Raw genomic sequence first — 22,415 nt, 5'->3', positions numbered from 1 at the left:
CATGGGGACGAACGAGCCGGGAACGGCGGCCACCTCGGGTACGGCGGGCGGTCACGACGTGGGCGCGCCGCTGATCGAGGAGATCCGGCGTGTCCTGTCCCGCGTCGACGCCCACGCCACCGGCGCCGGGGAGACATCCGGCTCGGAGCCCGCCCGACCGAGCAGCACGAGCCCGGTGCCCGTGGCCGCCCCGGGCACCGCCCCCCTCGACGCCCTCGTCACCTGCTTCGGGCTCACCGCCTTCGAACGCGACCTGATCCTCCTCGCCGCCGCCCACGAGCTGGATCCGACGACCCCGGCCCGCTGCGCCGCCGCCTCCGGCGACCCCCAGCGCGCGTACCCGACGTTCTCGCTCGCCCTGGCCGCCCTCGCCGAACCGCACTGGAGCGCGCTCACGCCCGTCGCGCCACTGCGCCGCTGGCAGATCGTCGAACTCGACGACGAGTCCCGGCTGACCACTTCCCGGCTGCGCCTGGACGAGCGGATCCTGCACTTCCTGCTGGGCTCGCCCTATCTGGACGCCCGGCTGCACGGCCGCCTGCGCCGCACCTCGGTGCCGGAGCAGCTGCCGCCGTCGTACGACCTGGCCGCGAGCCGTGTCGCCGAGGGCTGGACGACCGGGGCGAGCCCCGACGCGCCGCTGCTCGTCGAGGTCACCGGCGGTGACCTGCGCAGCCGTGCCGACATCGCCGCCGCGGCGGCCGCGCGGTCCGGGCTGGGGGTGTACGCCATGGGCGCCGAGGACATGCCCACCGACCCCGCCGAACGCGACCGGCTCGCCCGGCTCTGGCAGCGCGAGGCGATCCTGCTGCCCGCCGCACTGCTCGTCGAGGTCGGCGACCTGGACCGCGACCAGCGGGCGGCGACGGAGGCGTTCCTGGCCGGAGCGGCCGTACCGGTCGTCGTATCGAGCGAGGACCCGCTGCGCTCGGACCGCCCGCACGGCGCGCGGGTGGCGGTGCCGCGTCTCGACGACGAGGAGCAGGTCGAGCTGTGGGCCCAGGCCATGCACCCGATCGCCGACCTCGACGACGGTGAACTGCGCTCCCTGGTGGCCCAGTTCCAGCTGCCGCCGCACGTCATCCGGTCCGCCGCCGCGACCGTACGCCGCCGGCTGCCCTACGAGGACCTCGACGCAGCCCAACTCGCCTGGCGGGCCGGCCTGGAGGAGGCCCGGATCGGCATGGACGAGCTGGGACGCCGGATCGAGCCTGAGGCGGCCTGGGGCGACCTGGTCCTGCACGACCGGCAGACCAACGTCCTGCGCGAGATCGTCGCCCATGTGCGCCAGCGCGCGACCGTCCACCAGGAGTGGGGATTCGCGGGCACCCTGCGCCGCGGACTGGGCGTCACGGCCCTCTTCGCGGGTGGTTCGGGCACCGGCAAGACGCTGGCCGCCGAGGTCATGGCGAAGGAACTGGGCCTCGACCTGTTCATCGTCGACCTCTCCCAGGTCGTCAGCAAGTACATCGGCGAGACCGAGAAGAACCTCCGCCGGGTCTTCGACGCGGCCGAACGAGGTGGCGCGCTGCTGCTGTTCGACGAGGCCGACGCGCTGTTCGGCAAGCGCAGCGAGGTCAAGGACAGTCACGACCGCTACGCCAACCTGGAGGTCAGCTACCTGCTGATGCGGATGGAGGCCTACCGCGGCCTGGCCATCCTCACCACCAACATGAAGAAGGCCCTCGACACCGCCTTCCTGCGCCGCATCCGCTTCGTCGTCGACTTCCCCTTCCCCGCCGAGCACGAGCGTGCCGAGATCTGGCGGCGGGTGCTGCCCTCACAGGCCCCGGTCAAGGGCATCGACGCGGACCTGCTCGCCCAACTCACCGTCGCCGGCGGATCGATCCGCAACATCGCCCTGTCCGGGGCGTTCCTCGCGGCCGAGGAGGGCGACCGGTTGCAGATGCGGCACATGCTGGCGGCGGCACGCACCGAGTACCAGAAGCTGGAGCGGTCCCTGACGCCGGGGGAGGTGCGGGGATGGGTGTGAACGGGGAGACCCGGGACGAACCGCGTGAGATCCGGGTGGAGATCGGCGAACTCGCCCTGAACGGCTTCCGGGTGGACGCCGAACGGGTCACGGACGCCTTCGAGCGCGAGCTGACCCGCTTGATCCGCGTCCACGGCGTGCCGTTGGCGGCCGACGGCGCCCTGACCGCCGACACGCTCTCCGGCCTGCCGCCACTGCCCGCCGGCCTGTCCGCCCGCCGCCTCGGCCAGGAGCTGGCCCGCGCGGTGCATGAAGGGCTCAGCGGCCACGGGGAGGTGGCGCGATGAGCTCGACCCAGGATGCCCGTGCCGAGCAGTCCGCCGAACAGCGCCGCCGCAAGCGCAAGGAGCGTGCGGCCAAATCCCGTGCGCCGGAACCGAAGGACATCGTCAGCGGCGCCGGTCAGCCTCTCGACCCGGGCGTACGACGGGAGTTGGAGGAGCGGCTCGGTCACGACCTCAGCCGGGTACGGCTGCACACCGGCCGCGACGCCGGGCAGCTGACCGACCTCCTCGGCGCCGACGCGGTCGCCGTCGGCCAGGACGTCTTCTTCGCCGAGGGCGCCTTCAAGCCGGGAACCGACGAGGGCCGCCGCCTCCTCGCCCACGAGCTCCTGCACACCGTCCAGAACCCACACGGCCTCGGCACCCTGCGGGCCGGACGGGAACTGGGCGCGGTCAGCCTGCCGCAGCAGGGCATCGAGCGGGAGGCGGAGACGGCGGCGCGGGATCTCGTACGGGATCCGGAGGCGGGGCCGGAGACGGCGGACGTCGAGCAGGACCAGGCCACACCCGGGTGGCTGCGATACGCCACCGTGGACGCCGACCGGAACCGCGCCGAGGCCATGGACCCGGCGACCCTCGTCGACCGCCTCGCCAACTCGGTCGTCCGCTCCCTGCGCGGCGACCCGGAGGACCTGTCCCACCGCACCCGCAAGCAACTCGCCCGATTGCCGGAGGAGTTGCTCGACGGCGTTCTCGTCCGGCTGGAGAACCGGCTGCTCGCCCCCGAGCACGACCGGGTGCTCGACCTCGTGGACGAGGTCGAGGCGTACGACGACCACGCCGAGGCCCCCGAGCGTAACGCGCACGACGCCCCCCAGATCGAGCCGGATGTCGCGGAAGAGGTGCGCACCGAGCGCGAGAACGAGCGGCGGGACGCGGAAGAGCGCAAGACGGAGGAACAGCGCCCGAAGCCGGCGCCCGGGCCGGAGAAGGAGCAGACCGACGACGAGGGCGCGGCCGGTAGCACCCCGCAGAACGGCGGTACGCCGGAACACGGGACGACTCCGCAGGGTGGCGGTGCGCCACGGGGGTCCGAGGCGTCCGGTGCGGGACCTGCCGGAAAATCCGGGGCGTCTGGGGCCTCCGGGGCAGGGGGCGGGCAGGGGGCGGCGGCGCCCGCACCCCAGAAGGACCAGTCCTCGTCCTCCTCGGCATCCGGGGGGAAGCCGGAGGGCGGGCAGCGCGGCGGTCAGCAAGGCGAGAAGAAGTCGCAGGACGCGACGGGGGGCAAGGAGAAGGCCGGCAAGGAGGCCACCGAGCAGGAGCAGACGCCCGCCGCGAGCAAGGAGGAGTCCGCGGCGAAGAACCGGTCGGGCGCGGCCGAGGCGATGGTGGCGGGCCGGCAGCTGAAGCAGCAGGACAAGCGGGGCCAGGAGAAGCCAAAGGGCTCACCGACCACCTCCGGCAAGGACACCCTGTCGGCGGGCCGGATCAGCACGCTGGAAGGAAAGCGCAACCAGGACGTCGAGGGGCTGGAGGAGGAGACCGAGGAGGACACCGACGGCTCACGGAGCGAGTCGGAGGTCGAGGTCGGCGGCGAGGAGCCGAGCGCCTGGGACATCAAGCTCCAGCCCGAGGACTTCCTGCCGAAGCAGGACCTCGACGTGTCCGGCATCCCGACGGCGGACACGCTGGATCCGTCCGCCACCCCGTCCGCCCCGTCCTTCCCCGCTCCGCCGCCGACCAGAGCCGAAGAGGTGCAGGCGCGACGGGACGCGGAGGACGCCGAGGACGAGGCGGCGGAGGCCGAGCCCGAGGAGCAGGTCCTCGCCGAGGAGGCGGAGTCGTCGTCGGCACCGGAGACCGAGGGCGGGCCGCAGAGCGACGGCGGGTTCGCCGGCCTCGCCCTGGAGCAGGCCGCCGCACCGCCCGTGGCGAGCACGGCGACCCGGGACCCGAAAGCCGGCGACGACCCGAAGGTGGGGGCGGTCGCGTCGCAGACGACCGTGCAGGAGGCGCCGGGCAGGACGGACGGGAAGTCCGAGGGCGGCAGCGAGGCCAAGGAGTCGGCGGCCAAGGAGGAGAAGGGCACCGCGGCCGGCGGTGACAAGGCCGCGGCAGCGCCGGAGAAGGAGTCGCAGCAGGCCACGGGCGGCCGGTCCGCGCAGTCCGAGGCCGGGGGCAAAGAGGGCGCGAAGGAGTCGGGGGGCGGTGCCGCTACGGAGGCCGCCGGCGCCCAGAACACTCAGGCCGCGCAGGACCGGGCCGCGGGAGGCGAGTCCGGCCCAGGCGCCGCCCCGGGGACGTCCGCCGGTGGCCCGACCGGTGCCGCGGGTTCGTCGGAGAGCGCCACGTCGGGCGGTACGACCCAGGAGAGCGCGCTGGAGTCCAGTACTCCTGCAGAGGCCCCGACGGCGCGTACGGAGACCCCGGCCGCGGCGCCCAAGTCGGCGCCCGCCGCTCAGGAGCCGGCACCGGCACCCGCGTCGCAATCCGCCGCCAAGGCAGCCCCCGAGGAGAAGGGCGCACCGGAGACCGCACCCGCGCCCAAGGCGGCACCGTCGCGTGGATCCTCGGGTGCCGGAGGCGGTGGCGGCGGTGGGGCGGCTGCCCCGGCTCGCGGAAAGGGCAAGAAGGATTCCGCCCCGGCTCCGAACCTCTCGGGCGTGGCCCCTGAGGCCGGCTTGTCCACCGCCTCGAAACTCAAGCCGCACAAGGCACTTCAGGCCATGGGCGGCGTCGGCGGCGCGGTGGACCGTACGGTCGGTGACGAGCACAAGACGCTCGCCGCGGCACCGCCGTCCATGCAGCGTCCGGCGGGCGCGCCGCAGACACTGGAAGGCAAGCCGAAGACGGACGCCCCGGCCGCGTATTCGCAGGATCCGGCCGCGCAGGCGCAGACACCGGACCAGGAGAACGCCGAGGTCACCGGCGCGAAGGAGCCCGAAGGCCAGATCGAGGCGGAGAAGGCCGAGGAGCCCGGCGGCTGGGACACCTTCAAGATGGCCCTGGGCTTCATCGGCGGCAAGATCGTGAACGGGGTCGCGAGCCTCTTCGGCGCTGACGAACCCGTGGTGGATCCACAGGAGTTGGCCGCGAAGTTCGCGGGCCTGCCGACGAAGGACGACGCCCTCAAGCAGGCGCAGGCCGGCAACGCGCCGGGCGTCGAGATGCAGGGCGGCGCCGAGCAGGCGTCAGGGGAACAGGGCGGCAACGTCGATGCCAAGGGCCAGGAGACCATGGGGACGGCCCAGGACGACGCCGGCCGCGGAATGGGCGAGAACCAGGTCTACCCCAACGCTCCCAAGGAGCGGCTGACCGCGAAGGTCCCGGGGCAGGGTGGCGGCGGCGAGGGGGTTGCCGTCGAGGGCGGGGGCGCGACCGGTGCCGTACCGCCGGAGGCCGCCTCAGAGGTGGCCGAGCACGAGCGTGGCCCGCAGTTCCAGGCCGCGTTCAGCGAGGGTCAGAAGGGCGTGTCGGAGGGTCGTCAGGCCAAGGACCGTGACTTCCGCGACTCGCAGGCGAAGCACAAGCGGCAGGTCGATGCCGAGATCACGGCCAACACCGAGACGCAGGCGGGCGAGCGCGAGAAGGCGATGGCCGATGTCACCGCCCAGCGCGAGGACTGGCGCACGGAGCAGGACAAGGAGCTCAAGAGCCTCGGCGACAAGAAGTCGGACCGGCAGGAGAAGGTCCGCCAGGACGTCAAGGACGAGGAGAAGAAGACAGACGACAAGGTCGACACCGAGAAGGAGGGCAGCGACAAGAAGGTCAAGGACAAGGCCGAGAACGCCGAGAAGGACGCGGACCGGCAGAAGGACAACGCTGCCCAGGACTCGGGCAATTGGATCTCGAAGGCCTTCGAGTGGATCAAACAAAAGGTCATCGAGATCAAGAACGCGATCGTCAAGGTCATCCGCGAGGCGCGTGACGCGGTCATCACCTTCATCCGCGACTTCAAGAAGAACGTCGAGGGATGGATCAACGCGGCCCGCAAGGGCATCATCGACGCGATCAAGAACCTGATCAAGGATCTGATCGAGTTCGCGATATCGATGGTGCGGGCGGTCATCGATCTGGCCAAGCGCATCCGGAACCTGATCACCTCGCTGATCAACGCGGCGATCGCACTCGTCAACAGGCTCGCCGTCGCTCTCAAGCAGGCCATCAGCGATCTGCTGGACTCCATCGGCAAGCTGCTGAGCAGCATCCTGGAGATCCTGAAGAAGGCCCTCCTGGACGTCATCAAGGCCGTCGTGGACGCGGTGAAGGCGGTCCTGGACTTCGCCGCCGGACTGCTGAACGCCCTCGGCGACTTCATGCTCATCGCGGTCGACTTCCTGTCCGACCCGGGCGGTTGGCTGAGCGGCGCGAAGAACTCCGCCGTGGACGGCGCGAAGAACCATCTGTTCCGCGAGGTCAAGGCGGCCGTCAAGGAATGGTTCCAGTCGAAGATCGAGGAGATCATCGGCGTCCCGAAGGCCATTCTCGACAAACTGATCAAGGGCGGCATCTCCCTCGAACAGATCGTCAAGGAGACCTGGGACGCCATCGTCCCGCAACTCCCCTTCATCATCGGCGAGATCGTCATCACGAAGGTCATCGCCAAACTGATCCCGGGCGCCGGCTGGGTCATGGCCGTCATCGACGCCATCCGCACGGCCATCGGGGCGCTGGGCGAGATCCTGCGAGCGATGGGCGCGGTCCTCGACTGGCTCAAGGCCGTCCGAAGCGGCGCCGCGGGCATCCTCTTCGCGAAGGCGGTGGCGGCGGGGATCGTCGCGCTGCTCGAACTCGCCTATGAGGCCTTGCTGTCCGGCATCGGCAAGTACGTGGCGAAGGTGGGGCGGCGCTTCAGGGGCATCGCCGAGAGGCTGGGCCGAGGCAAGGACGGCAAGGGCGACGGCAAGAAGCCCGCTGCCGGTGGCTCGGACGACAAGGGCGGCAAGCAGGGTGACAGGACACCCGCGGACGGCAAGCCGGAGACCGGGGTACCGACGGTGCGTCCTACGTCCGTCCTCCCCAAGCCGGGCAGGGGCCCGGGCGCGGTCACGAAACCGCACGCGAAGCCGGATCCCAAGTCCGGCCCGAAGCCGACGACGAAGACCCCGGACACGGACACGACTCCGAGCAAGCCCAAGGATGTCAAGGACGTCTCCGCCAAGCCCAAGGACACGGACAAGCCGGGCCGGCCGAAGCAGGACGGGCAGAGCGAAAAGCCGGACACCCGCCCGACGCCTGCGCCCAAGCCGAAGGCGAAGCCGGAACCCAAGCCGAAAACGGAACCGGACGCCAAGCAGAAGGACGCGGATGGCAAGTCCCCGGACAAGCCGAGGGACGACAAGAACGCACCCGCGACCACCAAGCCGAAGGACGGCGACGGCAAGAGCCCCGACAAGCCCAGGACCGACAAGCCGAAGAACGAGAACGACGGCACGAAGAAGTCGAAGGAAGACGGCAAGGACCCGACGAAGCCCAGGGGCAAGGACGACAAGGACGGTAAGGACGCACCGGGTAGGTCCAAGGACGACAAGGACGGTCCGACCAACCCCCGCAACTCCAAGCCTGCCGGCAAAGGCCCCGGCAATTCGAAGCCCCGGCCCGACAAGGCCGGACCGGGTAGGCCCAAACCCAAGGTGGAGAAGGACAAGCAGAAGCAGAAGGAAGGCTCCCAGGACGACCTGGGCAAGAAGCTCGCCATCATCACTGCGCGCATACGCGCCAAGCTGCTGCCGCTGCTCGACGAAGACGGCATGTGGGAATCGAGCTTCGACCCGCTGCTCACCGCAATGAAGGGTTGGTACGGACTCACCAGCCTGCGCGCCCTTGGTGACCCGGATGTGAACGTCGTGGCCACGCTCAACCCTTCGTCCGTACCCGTGAGGGCCAAGCGCTGGCGTGACCCGCAGCTGTTGCAGCCGAAGATCGCACTGAAGCAGCTACGCGAGGACGGGCTGCCCAAACCGGATTTGCCGGCCTTCAACGGCAACCAGGCAAGTTCCATGGATGCGCGCTTCCTCAGCCGCTCGGTGCGGAACACGGGAACCGTCCCCGGTCCCCACAGCAATCCGCCCGGTTGGTCTTACGTGACGTCGAAGGGACTCTCCAAGGATTCTGCCTGGGTGCGCATGCATCTTCTCCCGGAGAAGCTCGGGGGCATGGCATCCAACAACAACTTGGTCCCGGCGCCCGGATATTCAGTGAACACGCCGATGAACAACGAACTCGAGAAGTTTGCATACAATGACATTGCGGGCAAGGGGGACATGATCTGGTACAGGTCCGTTGTCTCTTTCCACCCCCTGTCGAAAGATGAGCCCGGGCCCACGGGGGAAGTCCTCAGGGGATTCCCTCGACAGATCACCTCCAGCTACGGCGAATACGATCACATCAAGGGAACCGGGAAGCATCGAGGCGACTGGAAACCGCACACCACGGCCAAGAAGACCAAGTCCATGGGAAACATTCGGCTGCCTTCCCCGGACGAGCACACGCAACTCCTCATCAACTCCGCACGGGCCAAGACCATTTTCAATCATCTCGGCGGAGATGCGGACATGGGCCGCCCCTGGGGGCAGATCGCCCGCTATATCGCAGGCCTGAGCACGAGCGGCGAGAACAGAACCACTACGAGGTACGGCCGCGAAGTGCCGGACGGCCACCCGCACTACTATTCGGTTTCCGACGTGCAACGGTATCTGGACACCAGAAGGGGAAGCATGTCGGACCAGGTGCGGCGGTTGATCAACCCTGCTCTGGCAAAACTCAGGAAACTTGCCAGAACAGGGAAGATTGACTGGAAGAACTAGCCAGGGAGGAAGAGATGCCAAGCGTATTCCAGTTGCGTGCCCGTGAGGTGTTCGAGGAAGTGAGGTCCACGGCCGAGTTCACCGTGGAAACCTACGAAATCGAAAGCGAGGGGGAGCGCCCACTCACGGAGGATGATGCGAAGCTGATTCGCCAGTACATGGGGCCGACCACTGTTGATGAGGTGAGGGACCATCTGCTCGACGTGGAGCAGATCCATCTCTCCTGGCGCACCGCCGACTACCGCGTACACGGAGAGTTCGCTCTCAAGGACCTCAGGACCTGCCTGTCGGGGCGCTATATGCCCCACACGGACGAACGGCTCACGCCGGAAGAGCAGTTGGTGATGGACGAGATAAAGACGCTCGAGGAAGCGCCGGGTTCCGGCCGCCTGACGGCATTGCGGGTCCACATGGACATGTCTCCGTGCCGTGAGATCTGGTTCTACGACATGAACCAACAACGGCTTGCGCTGCTCGATCTTGACTACTCGTCATACGTGGACAACCTGCTCATCACAAAAGGCATCCCTGGCTGGCAGTATCTCTATTCCGACACGCGATTGGACGACGAAGAATTTCGCCAGCTCGCTCGTCAGCTGAAGATTTCCCTGGACGCACTTGAAGAAGTCTTCCCCGACCATGACTACACGGACCTGCGGGCCCGACTTGAGGAACGTCTGTGACCCGCTACGCCGACATCCCCAAACCCATCCGCTCCGGCATCGTCGTGGTCAACCCCGACACCGGCACCCCCCAACGCATCATCGTCCTGCAATTCAACCCGGACACCCTGGAGCGCAGCGTCGCCCCCCAGTCCGCGGGCGACAGTGGCGACTCCGGAAGCGGCGGCGCCGGCAGTGGTGACCGTAATGAGGCTCTCCGGCTGAAGGGCCCCGCTCAGGAGACCTGGAAGTTCACCGCCGAGATCGACGCCACCGACCAGTTCGAGATCGCCGCGCCGGACGGGATTCACCCGCAGCTCGCCACGCTCGAAATGCTGGTGCAGCCGACCGTCGCCCAGCTCCGTGCCGCGATGAAGCTGTCGCAGAAGGGTGCCATCGAGATCAGCCCGATCGAGATGCCGCTCACCCTCTTCACGTGGGGGAGCAAGCGAGTGATGCCGGTCCGGCTCACCGAGCTCTCCGTCAATGAGTCCGCCTTTGACGTGAATCTGAATCCGATCCGCGCCTCCCTCAGCATCGGCATGAAGATCCTCACCGTCAGCGACCTCCCGGCCGGCCACCGCGGCGCGGACCTGTACATGGCCCACCTCGCCCAGAAGGAGCGGCTCGCCGCAGCGGCCCGCGGTGGCGGCCTCGGCTCGCTGGGGCTCGGTGGAATCGGCACCGGAACCAACGTCGTGATCGGAAGGGGCTGAACAACACACCATGGCCGAGATCGAGCCGTACGAGAACGCCCTGGACGCCATACCCGGCGCACACCCCTACCCCCGCACCAGCCGTTACCACGACGCCGAGATAGGGATCCATCGGCAGCCCGACGGGACCGAAGTGCGGTACACCAAGCGCCGCCTGCTGCCCCCGCTCGACCCGACCGGCCCCGACAGCGACCTGACCCAGCCCCACACCGTCGGCGCCGGCGAGCGTCCGGACCTGCTCGCGCAGCGCTACTTCGGCGACGTCGGCCAGTGGTGGCAGATCGCCGACGCCAACCCCGTCCTCGATCCACGGGAGTTGACGGACGAGGCCGGGCGCGTCATCGACATCCCGCTCGCCGGCGGGTTCCCGGGCGGCAGGGGAGACCGGCGTGTTTGATCTGCCCGTGGGGCAGGGCCCCGTTCACATCACGCTCCTCATGGGGCCCAAGCTCGTCCGGCCCGTCCCGGCCGAGGTGACCGAGGCCCTGCTGTCCGCCCAGATCACGGCCACGGCCGGGGAGCGCAGCGGCTTTCAGCTCGCCTTCGATCTCACCAAGAACGGGATCATCAGCCGCCGGCTGCTGCCCGAGGGGTTCTTCGACCCCAAGACACGGCTCGTCGTGACCGTCAGCGTCAAGGGCACCCCCGACGTGCTCTTCGACGGGCTCGTCGTCCGGCACGAGGTCGGCGCCAGCAACCAACCCGGGCACTCCACCCTCACCGTCACCGGCGAGGACCTGACGCTGCTCATGGACCTGGAGGAGCGCACCGCCAGGTACCCGAACCTGCCGCCCTCCGAGCGGGTGCTCGCCATCCTGCGGCGCTACTCCGACTACGGCATCCGGCCCGACGTCTACACCGAGAAGGTCGCCCAACCCCCGCACCAGGACCTCCGGGTGCAGTACCAGACGGGTACCGATCTCCAGTACGTCACCGAGCTCGCCCGTGCGAACGGCTACACCTTCTATCTCGAAGCCGGTCCCAACCCCGGTCAGTCCTGCGCCCGTTGGGGACCGGAGGTCCGCCTCGGCATCCGCCAGCACGCCCTCAACGTCAACATGGACGCCAACTCCACCGTGGACCAGCTGACGTTCGCCTACGACGGCACCGCACGCGAGGAGCCGCAGGCCCGTTGGCAGAACCCCGAGACCCGGCTGTCGGACCTGCTCCCGCAGCCCTCCATCAGCCCGTTGCGCCCGCCGCTCGGCAAGCGGCCCACCCCGGCCCTCAAGCGCAGGACGCTCTCCGGCACCGCCAAGCAGCAACGTGAGCAGGCCGAGGCCGAGCTGCTGGCGCGCGCCGCCGTGTCCGCCGACGTCGTCTCCGGTTCCGGCTCGCTCGACGTCATCAGGCACGGCTACATCCTCCAGCCCCGCCAGCTCGTCGGCGTCCGCGGCTCGGGGCGCGCGTACGACGGCGACTACTTCGTCAAGTCCGTCACGCACAACCTGCGTCCGGGCTCGTACCAGCAGAACTTCACCCTCTCCAGGGAGGGCCTGGAAGCGCGCAGCGACTACGTCCGGCCGTGACGAAACGCCACTCACGATCCATCTACCAGGAGCACTCCCACCATGGCGGCACCCAGCAATCGCTACCTCGGCAAGTTCCGCGGCCGGGTCGTCAGCAACGACGACCCGCTGCGCATCGGCCGTATCACCGTCGAGGTCCCGGACGTCCTCGGCGACGAGCCGTCCACCTGGGCGCTGCCCTGTCTGCCCTTCACCGGACCGGAGTCGGGGCAGTTCGTGGTGCCGCCGCCGGGCGCGGGCGTGTGGGTGGAGTTCGAGCAGGGGGATCCGAGCTTTCCGGTGTGGACCGGGTGCTGGTACGGGGCCGCCGAGGAGCTTCCGCCCGACGCGCGGCGGGAGCTTCAGGGCAACTCGCCGAACAAGCCCGTCGTCGTGCAGACGCCGCAGGCGCACAAGCTCGTCATGAACGACACGCCCGGCACCGAGCAGGGGATTCTGCTGCAGGCCCAGGGCGGCGCGTACATCCGTATCACCAAGGAGGCCGTGGTCATCTCGACCGGCGCCGGCGCCGAGGTCCTGCTGCGCGGCAATGAAGTGACCATCAACGAGGGCCAGTTGACCGTGCTCTCGAAGCGATGAGCGATGAGCAATGAAGCGATGAAAGCGACGAAGGAAGACGGGGGACCCAGAACCATGTCCGGGAGTCTGCTCGACGCCGGTGCCGTGATCGGCTGTCCGCACGGCGGCCGTGTCGCGCCCGCCACCACATCCTCCGGCGGCGTACGTCTCGCGGGCGGCGCCGTCGCCACGGCCGCCCACAGCTACGTCGTCACCGGCTGCCCGCACACCGTCGACGGCGTGCCCTCGCCGTGCGTGACGGTCCGCTGGACGGCCGACGGCACCGGCATCTTGGTCGACGGCGCCTCGGTGCTGCTCGACACCTCCGCGGCCGAGTGCTTCACCGCGGCCTTCGTGCCGCAGGGACCGCCCGTCGTCCAGGGCGCGCAGCGAAAGGTCACCGTCCGATGAGCCGCCACACCAGCAGTCGTCCGCGCAGCGACATCGCCTTCCCCTTCCGCGCCGACCGTCGGGGCCGTACCGCGCACGCCACCCGCGGCGAGCACGTCCACGACCTCATCGAGCAACTGCTGTTCACCAGCCCCGGCGAGCGCGTGATGCGGCCCGACTTCGGCTGCGGGCTGCTCGATCTGGTCTTCGCGCCGACCAGCCCGGAACTGATCAGCACCCTCGAACTCTCCGTCCAGGCCTCGCTCCAGCGCTGGCTCGGCGATCTCATCGACGTGGAGGCCCTCGACGTGATCAGCGAGGACAACGTCGTCCGTGTGTATCTGTCGTACGTCGTACGCGCCGACGGCGCCCGGCGCGACGACGTGTTCGAAGGGAGGGCCGCGGCATGACCGGGACCACCGCCACCCCCCGCCGCTCCAAGGTCCGGGCCGCCCAGCTCAACGGCGTCGACTCCGTCGAGGTCGGCGACGACGGACTGCTGCTCACCGTCAGCTTCCTCGGGAAGGCCCCGCACAGACTGGGGCCCGAGAACGTCCGCGTCGACGGCGGCCGCCGTGTCACCGGCATCACCGCCGTGGACGTCAGTGTGGAGCGCGAGGAGGACCCCGAGCTCGACGACCGGCTCTACGTCACCCTCGACAAGGCCGGCGACACCTCCCGCTACCGGCTCTCCCTCGTCGAGACCGACCCTTACGGACGGCCCGGCACAGAGCCGTATCGAGGCTTCGACCAGCGCTACCACAGCGCGACCTTCGCCTTCCGGCCCGACTGCCCCACCCCCTTCGACTGCAAGGACGGCGAACCGGAGCCCGAGGGCTTCCCGTCCGCGCCCGTCATCGACTACACCGCCCGCGACTACGAGACCATCCGCAAGCTGCTCCTGGACCGCCTCGCGCTCACCACCCCCGACTGGGTGGAGCGCAACCCCGCCGACCTGGGCGTGACCCTCGTCGAGCTGCTCGCGCACACCGGCGACCAGATCGGCTACCAGCAGGACGCGGTCGCCACCGAGGCCTACCTCGACACCGCGCGGCGTCGTGTCTCGGTACGGCGGCACGTCCGGCTCATCGACTACGCGATGCACGACGGCTGCACCGCGCGTGCGTACGTCGCCGTCGAGACCGCCGGCGATCACACGCTCGCCCCGGGCACCTACCGCTTCGCCTCCGTCGACGTGCGCACCCTCGACCCGCACGACCGCCCCGAGCCCGGCACCGTCGTCGACGAGGCCGACCTCGGCGACCTCGACGAGCGCGGCTCGGTGGAGGTCTTCGAACCCGTCGTCAGCGCCGATCCGCTGGAGCTGCGCGTCGCGCACAACGCGATCCGCCTGTGGACGTGGGGCGGCGAGGTCCGCACCCTGCCGAAGGGCGCCACCTCCGCGACCCTGCGCGACGCATGGGTGGACCCGGAGACCTGCCGCGAGCGGCAACTCGACCTCCGGCCCGGCGACCTGCTCGTCCTGGAGGAGGTCAAGGGGCCGCGGACCGGTACCCCCGGCGACGCCGACCCCGGTCACCGGCAGGCCGTCCGGCTGACCTCCGTCACTCCGGGCGTGGACCGCATCGAGGACCAGCCGATCCTGGAGGTCGCCTGGACCGCCGAGGACGCCCTCCGGTTCCCGCTCTGCCTCACGACACGCGGCGGTCGTGACTGTCTGCCCGTCGAGGACGTGACGCTCGCCCGCGGCAACGTCGTCCTGGTCGACCACGGCCGTACGCTCCGCGGGCTGCCCGAGACGTTCACCGTTCCGCAGGTGCCCGCCGAGGTCGCCCCGTGCGACCCTCCCGCCTTCGGCTGCTACGACCGTGACGAGGGCAACGCGCCGGCGCGGCTCATCAACTCCCTCACGGACCAGGCGGAATCGAGCCGGGCCCTGACCCCCGATGACGTCCGTGAGCTGTTCGAGGTGGTCGGCGAGGGCGCGACCAACCGCGCCGGAATCGGTCTGGAACGCGCCGGTCAGCGCCATGAACGCGTCGTGCCCGGCACGGCATACGCCCAGGCCGGCGCCCTGCGCACGCTTCTCGCCCAGTCGGTCTATCCCGGCATCCGGCCCCGCCTGCGCCCTGTCCTCGGCCGCGCGCCCGTCGTGCAGGCGGTGCCCTTCCCCGAGCCCGTCGCCGTCGCCGCCGGGCAGGCCGAGCGGATCGCCGCGATCCCGGGGCGGGTGCGGCAGCGGCTCGTCGAGCTGTGGCGCAGTGCTCGCGACCGGGACGGTCTCGCCGAGGAGGAGATCACCGAGCTCGCGGTGATCTACGGCCTGCGGATCCTGGAGCGGATCGAACTGCGCCGCCACCCGGTCCGCGCCCTGCGTGAACTCCTGTTCCGCAGCGACCAGTTGCTCGACGCCAAACTGCGCCGCATCGAGGTCCTCACGGCACGCGCCCGTGCGGGCACCGTCCTGGACGGCCACATCGCCTGGGAGATCGCCCACAGTTGGGGTCCGTCGTACGCGGCCGGGCTGCACCCCGAGGAGCTGGTGCTGCGCGGCTCCGCCACCGCGGCCCTGGACCAGGATCCGCGTCGCGCCCTGCCCGCCGTACGCCTGCACACCGGCGCGGACGACGAGGTCTGGGAAGCGCGCCGTGACCTGCTCGACAGCGGCCCCCGCGACCGGCACTTCGTCGGTGAGCTGGAGGACGACGGCCGACTCGCCCTGCGCTTCGGCGACGGACGGCACGGCGCCGAGCCTACGCCGGGGTCCCGGCTCGCCGCGCACTACCGCCTCGGTGGCGGAACGGCAGGCAACGTCGGCGCGGAGGCCATCAACCACCTCGTCGTCCAGTCCGACTGCGAGCCGCCGCCCGCCGCCGTCGTACGCAACCCGCTGCCCGCCGTCGGCGGCACCGAACCCGAACCGATCGAGCAGGTACGCCAGTTGGCCCCGCTCGACCTGCGCCGCACCCGGCTGCGCGCGGTCACCGCCGAGGACTACGCAGCCCTCGCCACCGCCCTGCCCGGCGTCCAGCGGGCGGCGGCGGAGCTGCGCTGGACCGGCAGCGTCCAGGAGGCGCACATCGCGATCGACGCGTACGGCAGCGGCGCCCCGTCGGCCGAGTCGCTCGCTTCCGTCGCCCAGGCGCTGGAGCCGTACCGGCGTATCGGCCATGACCTCGTGGTCGGCGCCGCGCGTCTCGTCCCGCTGGACGTCGCGCTCGCCGTGTGCGCCGAGCCCGGCCACCAGCACGGGCAGATCCTGGCCGAGCTGTACCGCGTACTCGGCAGCGGCGCGCGCGGCTTCTTCCACCCGGACGCGCTGACCTTCGGGGAACCGGTACGACTGAGCCGGCTCGTCGCCGTCGCGGCCGCGGTGCCCGGCGTTCAGAGCGTCCAGGTCACCCGCCTGCAAAGGCTGTTCGAGCCGGACCGAGGAGAGAGGGAGGACGGCGTGCTGCGGCTCGGCCCGCTGGAGATCGCCACCTGCGACAACGACCCGGACCGGCCGGAGAACGGCCGGCTGGCGATATCCCTGGGAGGTGCCCGATGACCGAGGGCACGATCACAGACGACTGCGGCTGCGGCGGCGCCTGCCGCAGCGGCCACGACGAGCGGCTCGCCCCGGCCCCGGTGCACAACCCGCCCGGCCGTACCGCCCTCGACTACCGCGTCGGCGAGTACGGCTCCTTCCGGGCCGCCCTGCTCGACCGCCTCGCCTCACCGGCCTACCCGGCCCTGGCGGGCCTCACCGTCCGCACCCCGGACGACCCGGCGATCGGCCTCCTCGACGCCACCGCCGTCCTCGGCGACCTGCTCACCTTCCACTCCGAGCGCATCGCCGACGAGGCCTACATCCGCACGGCCAACGAACACCGCTCGCTGGTCCTGCTCGGCCGCCTCGTCGGCCACCGGCCCCGCCCCGGCGTCGCCGCCGCCACGCATCTGGCGTACACCCTGGAACGCGACCCGCGCGCCGAGGCACTGCCCGTGCCGATCCCGCGCGGTGCCCGCAGCCACAGCGTGCCGGCCTCGGCCGACGAGCAGTCCCTGACCTTCGAGACCAGCCGTGACCTGACGGCCCGCTGGGACTGGAACGAGCTGAAGGTACGCCGCCGGCGACCCTCCCTCGTCACCCCCGGGGACCTGGAGCGCCGCTCGGAGCTCTTCGTCGAGGGCACGGCCAACTCGCTGCAGACCGGCGACCAGTTGCTCTTCGTCTTCGGTGAACAGGCGGGCGGCGAGCGCAAGTTGCTCCCGGTCGCGAAGGCGCGGGTCGACCGGGAGGACGAGATCACGGCGATCTCCCTGCCGAAGTCGGCTCCGCCGACGCTGAAGGAACTCGTCGACGAGGTGCGGCGCTGGACGGCCGCGCCGGCCGCTCCGGGCGAACCCGGCGATGAGCCGCCGACGCCGGAGGTGCCGAACCCGCGGCCGGTCAGCCGGCTGATCGAGGACTTCGAGGACCAGGTGCTCGCACCCCTGCGGGGTGACTTGGACGGCATCAAGAGCCCCGAGCGACTTGCGGCTCGTCTTGCGGAGCCGGTCGCGCGTCTTGGCGAGGCTCAGGTGTTGGCCGAGCCGTATGAGGACGTCGCCGCCTGGTTCGAGCAGTTGGAGGCGGTGCTGGCCGAACTCGCGGAGCGCGCACTGGAGCTGGCGCCGGCGCAGTCGGAAGAGCCGGGCAGTCGCTCGTCTGCTGCGCCGTTGGGGCTGGTCGCGCCCACGCGGCGGAGCCGCGTATCGACACGGCCCGCGCCCCTGAAAGGCGATGGGCGCGCCGCCGCTCTCCAGGCCCTGGGCGCTGTACTCCCCGCCCTGCGTGCCTCGACTCCGGCCCCGCGTGGTGGCACCGGACGCCGGCTCCCGGGCACCGACACCGCCCGCCTGCTCTCCGCCCTCAACCCCGGTCTCGGCACCCTCTATCCGGCATGGCGGACGGCCGCCGCCCCCGGCGTCCCACAGCTTCTGCGCGAGCTGCTCGCCATGCGGGTCACCGCCGCCCCCTTCGGCGCGACGGCCCCGCTCAAGCCGGTCCAGGACAACCGCGGCCGCGTCATCCGCACCGCCGACTGGCCGCTCACGGGCGCCGTGCTGGCGAGCATGCGGGTCGTGTACGACACCTCGGGCAGGACGCCGGTCCGGGCCGAGTTCCAGTACGTCGAGGGCAGCAGCTCCGACCAGCGCGCCGAGAACCTCCCGGTCACCCAGCCGGTGAACTTCCCGCTCGGCACGGGCCAGGTCGAGCTGTCGGTGCGCTCCGGCCAGGACCGCGACCTCAGCTGGCTCAACCGCCGCCCCAGCGACTCCCAGGAGCCCGGTGTCACGGCCCGTCTCCACTCGGGCCTGCCCGAGCGCACCATCTTCGTGTCCCGGCCGGACGACGAGGGTCTCGTCCACGTCGGCATGCACAACGGCACGTCCGAGCAGATCACGCTGCGGCCCAACGCCAACGAGCAGTTCACGCACGGCGAGTACGAGGTCAGCCTCAAATACACGGTGGGCACCACCGAGCCCAACGTCGAGGTCGTCATCGCCAGCAAGCCCGAGCCGCTCAACCGCCGTGTCCTCCAGCTCGACTCGGTCCACACCGGCATCACGGTCGGCAGCTGGGTCGCCGTCCAGCGCCCCGCGAAGGGCGCTCAGGACGGCATCCCGGGCGCGGCAGAGCTCGCGTTCGTCACCACGCAGGTCGTCGCGGCGCGTACGGCGGCGTACACCAACTACGGCATCTCCGGACGCGGCACCGAACTCACCCTCGCCGACCCGTGGTTGGACGAGTTCGACGTCCTCCTCTCGCACATCCGGGACACCACGGTGCACGCGGCGGGCGAACCGCTCCGCCTCGCCGACGAACCGCTCGGCGAGGACGTCCACGGCAACGAGATCGAACTCGCCGAGCTGTACGACGGGTTGCAACCCGGCCGGACGCTCATGGTGAGCGGCGAGCGCAGCGACATCCCGGGGACGGCGGGCGTCAGGGCCACCGAGGTCGTCGCCATCGCCGCCGCGGACCCGGCGGTCGATCCCCGACTGCCCGGCGACCACGTCCACACCAGGCTCACCCTCACCGCCGGCCTCGCGCACCGCTACCGCCGCGAGACCGTCAAGATCCTCGGCAATGTCGTCGAGGCCACCCATGGTGAGAGCCGCGAGGAGGCCATCGGCAGCGGTGACTCGGACCGCGTGAACCAGACGTTCGCGCTCTGGCAGTCCCCGCTCACCTGGCTCGCCGACGACAATCCGCTCGGCGCCACACCGGTTCTGCAGATCCGCGTCGACGGAGTCCTGTGGCACGAGGTCGACAGCCTCGCCGGACGGCGTCCCGGCGAGCGGGTCTACATCACCGGCTCGACCGCCGACGGCCGCACGACGGTGACCTTCGGCGACGGCGTCAACGGCGCCCGGCTGCCCTCCGGCCACGAGAACATCCGCGCCCGCTACCGTTTCGGCACCGGCAAGGCGGCCAACGTCGCCGCCGAGCGCATCACCCAGCCCCTCACCCGGCCGCTCGGCGTCACCCAGGTGACCAACCCGCGCCCGGCGAGGGGCGGTGCGGACGCGGACGGTCCCGGCCTGACCCGCCGGACGATCCCGCTCGCCGTCTCGGCGCTGGACCGCCTGGTCTCCGCGTCCGACTACGAGGACTTCGCCCGCTCCCGGGCCGGCATCGGCCGGGCCGCCGCGCGCGAACTCTTCGACGGGCGGCGGCGCGTGCTCCATGTCACGGTCGCGGGCACCGACGACGTGCCCATCGACGGCGACTCGGACACGCTCAAGGCCCTGCGCGGCGCGCTGACCGAGTACGGGGACATGAGCCTCCCGGTCCGGGTGGACGTGCGCGAGCTGGTCCTGCTGCTGGTCGCCGCCAAGGTGAAGGTCGCTCCCGACCACGCCTGGGAGATCGTGGAGCCCCGTCTTCGCCAGGTCCTCTTCGGCCGACTCGGTTACGAGGGGCGGGAGTTGGGCCGTCCGGCCCGGCTCTCGGACGCCCTCGCCGCCGCCCACTCCGTGCCCGGCGTCGACTACCTGGACGTGGATGTCTTCACCGGCGTCCCCGCGTCGGCCACGCCCGAGGAACTCACCGAGATCCTCACCGACCCAGGTCCGCCCAAGGCGTCGGTCCCGGCGCACCCGGCCGCGTACGACGAGAGGGTCCACACGGTCCGGGCCACGAACGGCGAGACCCTGTCGGAGATCTCCGCCAAGTACGGCGTCCCGCTCGCCGAACTCCTGCGACTCAACCCCGACATCACCGACACCCGGCGCCTGGCGAAGGGCCGTTCGGTGTTCGTCTTCCGCGGTATCCGCCCGGCACAGCTCGCACTGCTGTCACCGAAGGCCGCGGACACCCTGATTCTGACGGAGGTCAAGTGATGTCCCCGGACGTCAAGTTGGAGACCGCGACCCCGGCGACGACGTCCAGGGAACCCGACGGGCTGGCGGCGCTGCTGCCCCGCTGGCACCTGCTGCGCGACGCCGAGGAGGGCGAGCCGCTGCGCGCGCTGCTCGCGGTGATCGCCGAGCAGCTCGACCGGGTCCGCGACGGAGTCCAGCAGGGCTATGAGGACCTGTTCGTGGAGACGGCGGCGCCCTGGGTGCTGCCGTACCTCGGCGATCTGGTCGGCTACCGCACCCTGCCCGGCTACGAGCGGGTCCTGACGACCGGTCTGCACGAGGGGGGCCGGGCCGCCCTCGCCGAGGCAGTCGCCCCGCGCCGCGAGGTGGCCGCCACCGTCGCCAACCGCCGCCGCAAGGGCACCCTGCACCTCCTGGAGGAACTCTCCGAGCAGGTCACCGGCTGGCCCGCGCGCGCCGTCGAACTGTCCCGGCAGGTCTCCCACACCCAGCCCGTGAAGCTGTACGGCGACACCGGCGTCCACCGTGGCGGGCGCGGCCGGCTCGTGGACCTGCGCGACAACTCCGCCCTCGACCTCGTGGGCGGCCCCTTCGGCACCACGGCCCGCACGGTCGACGTCCGCCGCGCCGACTCACGGAACCGGCAAGGTGGTCTGACCCCTGCGGGGGTGGCGCTCTTCGTCTGGCGGCTGAAAGCGCATTCGCTGACCCAGTCCCCGGCGTATTGCATCGACCGCGCCCGCAACCTCTACACCTTCTCGATCCTGGGCAATGACACTCCGCTGGTCACGAAGCCGTTCCCGGAGCCGTCGCCCACACACATCGCGACCATCGACAACGTCCCGGCGTTCATCACCCGCCGTCAGCTCCACGACCGGCTCACCGACTACTACGGCCCCGGCAAGAGCCTCGTCATCCGGCGCGACGGCGAGGACCAGCCCGTACCGCCGCAGGACATCGTCGTGGCCGACCTGTCCGACTGGCGCTACCGGCCGAAGCGCGGCCAGGTGGCCGTCGACCCGGAGCTCGGGCGGATCGCCTTCGGGTCGCGGTCCGCGCCCCGGCAGGGCGTATGGGTGGACTACCGGTACGCGATCGGCGCGGACCTGGGCGGCGGTGAGTACGAGCGTCCCGACCGTGAGCCGCGTCCCGAGGCGGAGGTCTACCGGGTGGGGCCCGGGCAGCCGCACCGCCAGATCATGGACGCCTACCGGGCCTGGCAGCACGACCGGCGCGCCGACCGGATCGGCCCCGACGGCATCATCGAGATCACGCACAGCGGCGCCTACCAGGAGCAGCTGGACTTCGACCTCGACCCCGGCGACCGTCTGGAGGTCCGCGCCGCCGAGGGCACCCGGCCGGTGATCCGCCTGCTCGACTGGTACAGCAACCGCCCCGACGCCCTCAACATCCGTGCCGTCTCCGAGGACTGCGCCCCGCACGAGCGTCCACGCCTCGTCCTCGACGGCCTGCTGGTCGCCGGACGCGGCATCAACGTCACCGGCCCCATGGGCGCCGTCGTCGTACGGCACTCCACGCTCGTGCCCGGCTGGTCGCTGGAGCCCGAGTGCGATCCGCACTCGCCCGAGGAACCCAGCATCGTCCTGGAGCGCACCACCGCGTGCCTCCAGATCGAGCACAGCATCCTCGGCACCATCGAGGTCATCGGCGACGAGGTGAGCGAGGAGCCCCTCGACATCCACCTGCGCGACAGCATCCTCGACGCCACCGGCCCCGGCCGCGAGGCCCTGTCGGCGCCGGACTGCCGCCACGCCCACGCGGTGCTGCATCTGCACCGCACCACGGTGATCGGGGAGATCTTCACGCATGCCGTGAGGATCGCCGAGAACTCGATCCTCACCGGTCGGCTCCATGTGGCCCGGCGCGGCATCGGCTGCCTGCGGTACTCGTATGTGCCGCCCGGCTCGCGCACCCCACGCCGGTACCGCTGCCAGCCCGATCTGAACGCCGGTGTACGGCCGTTGTTCACGTCGCAGCGCTACGGGACGCCCTGGTACGGGCTGTTGGCCGACCGGTGCGCCGAGGAGATCCGGCGCGGCTCGGACGACGGCGCCGAGATGGGCGCCTTCCACGACCTCTACCGGCCGCAACGCGAGGACGGCCTCAGGGCACGGCTCGCGGAGTACACCCCGGCGGGCACGGACGCCGGGATCTTCTTCGTGACGTGAGGCGAGACATGACACATGACGTGCGCGC

13 protein-coding genes are annotated in these 22,415 nt (G+C 70.9%); all 13 read left to right on the top strand.

Annotation, left to right across the window (positions count from 1 at the left end; translation table 11 throughout):
* The first annotated feature begins 1 nt into the window (after position 1).
* From ACFQ6S_RS35935 to ACFQ6S_RS35875, 13 genes are read left to right on the top strand one after another with little or no spacing between them, the layout of a single operon-like run.
* Positions 2-1,993, top strand: a complete 1,992-nt coding sequence (locus tag ACFQ6S_RS35935) for an ATP-binding protein (RefSeq protein ID WP_383419095.1) — start codon at positions 2-4, stop codon at positions 1,991-1,993.
* Entirely contained in the window at positions 1,984-2,280 is a 297-nt protein-coding gene (locus ACFQ6S_RS35930) for a hypothetical protein (protein ID WP_383419093.1), read from the top strand. Before ACFQ6S_RS35935 ends, ACFQ6S_RS35930 begins: the two co-directional genes overlap by 10 nt.
* Positions 2,277-9,026, top strand: coding sequence for a DUF4157 domain-containing protein (locus tag ACFQ6S_RS35925; protein ID WP_383419091.1), 6,750 nt, complete (start codon positions 2,277-2,279; stop codon positions 9,024-9,026). The genes ACFQ6S_RS35930 and ACFQ6S_RS35925 overlap by 4 nt, the downstream gene beginning before the upstream one ends.
* Before the next feature lie 14 nt (positions 9,027-9,040).
* Complete coding sequence (locus tag ACFQ6S_RS35920) at positions 9,041-9,709, top strand: hypothetical protein (protein WP_383419089.1); 669 nt, start codon at positions 9,041-9,043, stop codon at positions 9,707-9,709.
* Complete coding sequence (locus ACFQ6S_RS35915; protein ID WP_383419087.1) at positions 9,706-10,404, top strand: hypothetical protein; 699 nt, start codon at positions 9,706-9,708, stop codon at positions 10,402-10,404. Before ACFQ6S_RS35920 ends, ACFQ6S_RS35915 begins: the two co-directional genes overlap by 4 nt.
* A 10-nt stretch (positions 10,405-10,414) precedes the next feature.
* Entirely contained in the window at positions 10,415-10,801 is a 387-nt protein-coding gene (locus ACFQ6S_RS35910) for a hypothetical protein (protein ID WP_383419085.1), read from the top strand.
* On the top strand, positions 10,794-11,933 hold the full coding sequence (locus ACFQ6S_RS35905) for a hypothetical protein (protein WP_383419084.1): 1,140 nt from the start codon (positions 10,794-10,796) through the stop codon (positions 11,931-11,933). Before ACFQ6S_RS35910 ends, ACFQ6S_RS35905 begins: the two co-directional genes overlap by 8 nt.
* Positions 11,934-11,975: 42 nt before the next feature.
* Positions 11,976-12,512: a phage baseplate assembly protein V gene (locus ACFQ6S_RS35900; protein WP_383419082.1), complete on the top strand. Its 537-nt coding sequence runs from the start codon at positions 11,976-11,978 to the stop codon at positions 12,510-12,512.
* 54 nt (positions 12,513-12,566) lie between these two features.
* Positions 12,567-12,902 (top strand): hypothetical protein, encoded by a 336-nt coding sequence (locus tag ACFQ6S_RS35895; protein WP_383419081.1) that lies wholly within the window; start codon positions 12,567-12,569, stop codon positions 12,900-12,902.
* The gene (locus ACFQ6S_RS35890) at positions 12,899-13,291 is read left to right on the top strand and encodes a GPW/gp25 family protein (protein ID WP_383419080.1); all 393 of its coding nucleotides are present in this window, start codon (positions 12,899-12,901) and stop codon (positions 13,289-13,291) included. The genes ACFQ6S_RS35895 and ACFQ6S_RS35890 overlap by 4 nt, the downstream gene beginning before the upstream one ends.
* Positions 13,288-16,392, top strand: a complete 3,105-nt coding sequence (locus ACFQ6S_RS35885) for a putative baseplate assembly protein (RefSeq protein ID WP_383419079.1) — start codon at positions 13,288-13,290, stop codon at positions 16,390-16,392. Before ACFQ6S_RS35890 ends, ACFQ6S_RS35885 begins: the two co-directional genes overlap by 4 nt.
* Positions 16,389-20,216: a putative baseplate assembly protein gene (locus ACFQ6S_RS35880; protein WP_383419077.1), complete on the top strand. Its 3,828-nt coding sequence runs from the start codon at positions 16,389-16,391 to the stop codon at positions 20,214-20,216. Before ACFQ6S_RS35885 ends, ACFQ6S_RS35880 begins: the two co-directional genes overlap by 4 nt.
* Positions 20,216-22,387 (top strand): hypothetical protein, encoded by a 2,172-nt coding sequence (locus ACFQ6S_RS35875; RefSeq protein ID WP_383419075.1) that lies wholly within the window; start codon positions 20,216-20,218, stop codon positions 22,385-22,387. The genes ACFQ6S_RS35880 and ACFQ6S_RS35875 overlap by 1 nt, the downstream gene beginning before the upstream one ends.
* Positions 22,388-22,415: the final 28 nt, after the last annotated feature.

Origin of the sequence: Streptomyces sp. NPDC056479 (assembly GCF_042795335.1) — a bacterium.
Lineage (GTDB): Bacteria > Actinomycetota > Actinomycetes > Streptomycetales > Streptomycetaceae > Streptomyces.
This window is presented reverse-complemented; position numbering and strand designations above follow the sequence as displayed.

Excerpts from the sequence above, each read along its gene's own strand:
- ACFQ6S_RS35925 (WP_383419091.1), top strand. The coding sequence starts at position 2,277 with ATGAGCTCGACCCAGGATGCCCGTGCCGAGCAGTCCGCCGAACAGCGC.
- ACFQ6S_RS35935 (WP_383419095.1), top strand. The coding sequence starts at position 2 with ATGGGGACGAACGAGCCGGGAACGGCGGCCACCTCGGGTACGGCGGGC.
- ACFQ6S_RS35930 (WP_383419093.1), top strand. The coding sequence starts at position 1,984 with ATGGGTGTGAACGGGGAGACCCGGGACGAACCGCGTGAGATCCGGGTG.
- ACFQ6S_RS35920 (WP_383419089.1), top strand. The coding sequence starts at position 9,041 with ATGCCAAGCGTATTCCAGTTGCGTGCCCGTGAGGTGTTCGAGGAAGTG.
- ACFQ6S_RS35875 (WP_383419075.1), top strand. The coding sequence starts at position 20,216 with ATGTCCCCGGACGTCAAGTTGGAGACCGCGACCCCGGCGACGACGTCC.
- ACFQ6S_RS35910 (WP_383419085.1), top strand. The coding sequence starts at position 10,415 with ATGGCCGAGATCGAGCCGTACGAGAACGCCCTGGACGCCATACCCGGC.
- ACFQ6S_RS35890 (WP_383419080.1), top strand. The coding sequence starts at position 12,899 with ATGAGCCGCCACACCAGCAGTCGTCCGCGCAGCGACATCGCCTTCCCC.
- ACFQ6S_RS35895 (WP_383419081.1), top strand. The coding sequence starts at position 12,567 with ATGTCCGGGAGTCTGCTCGACGCCGGTGCCGTGATCGGCTGTCCGCAC.
- ACFQ6S_RS35900 (WP_383419082.1), top strand. The coding sequence starts at position 11,976 with ATGGCGGCACCCAGCAATCGCTACCTCGGCAAGTTCCGCGGCCGGGTC.
- ACFQ6S_RS35885 (WP_383419079.1), top strand. The coding sequence starts at position 13,288 with ATGACCGGGACCACCGCCACCCCCCGCCGCTCCAAGGTCCGGGCCGCC.
- ACFQ6S_RS35880 (WP_383419077.1), top strand. The coding sequence starts at position 16,389 with ATGACCGAGGGCACGATCACAGACGACTGCGGCTGCGGCGGCGCCTGC.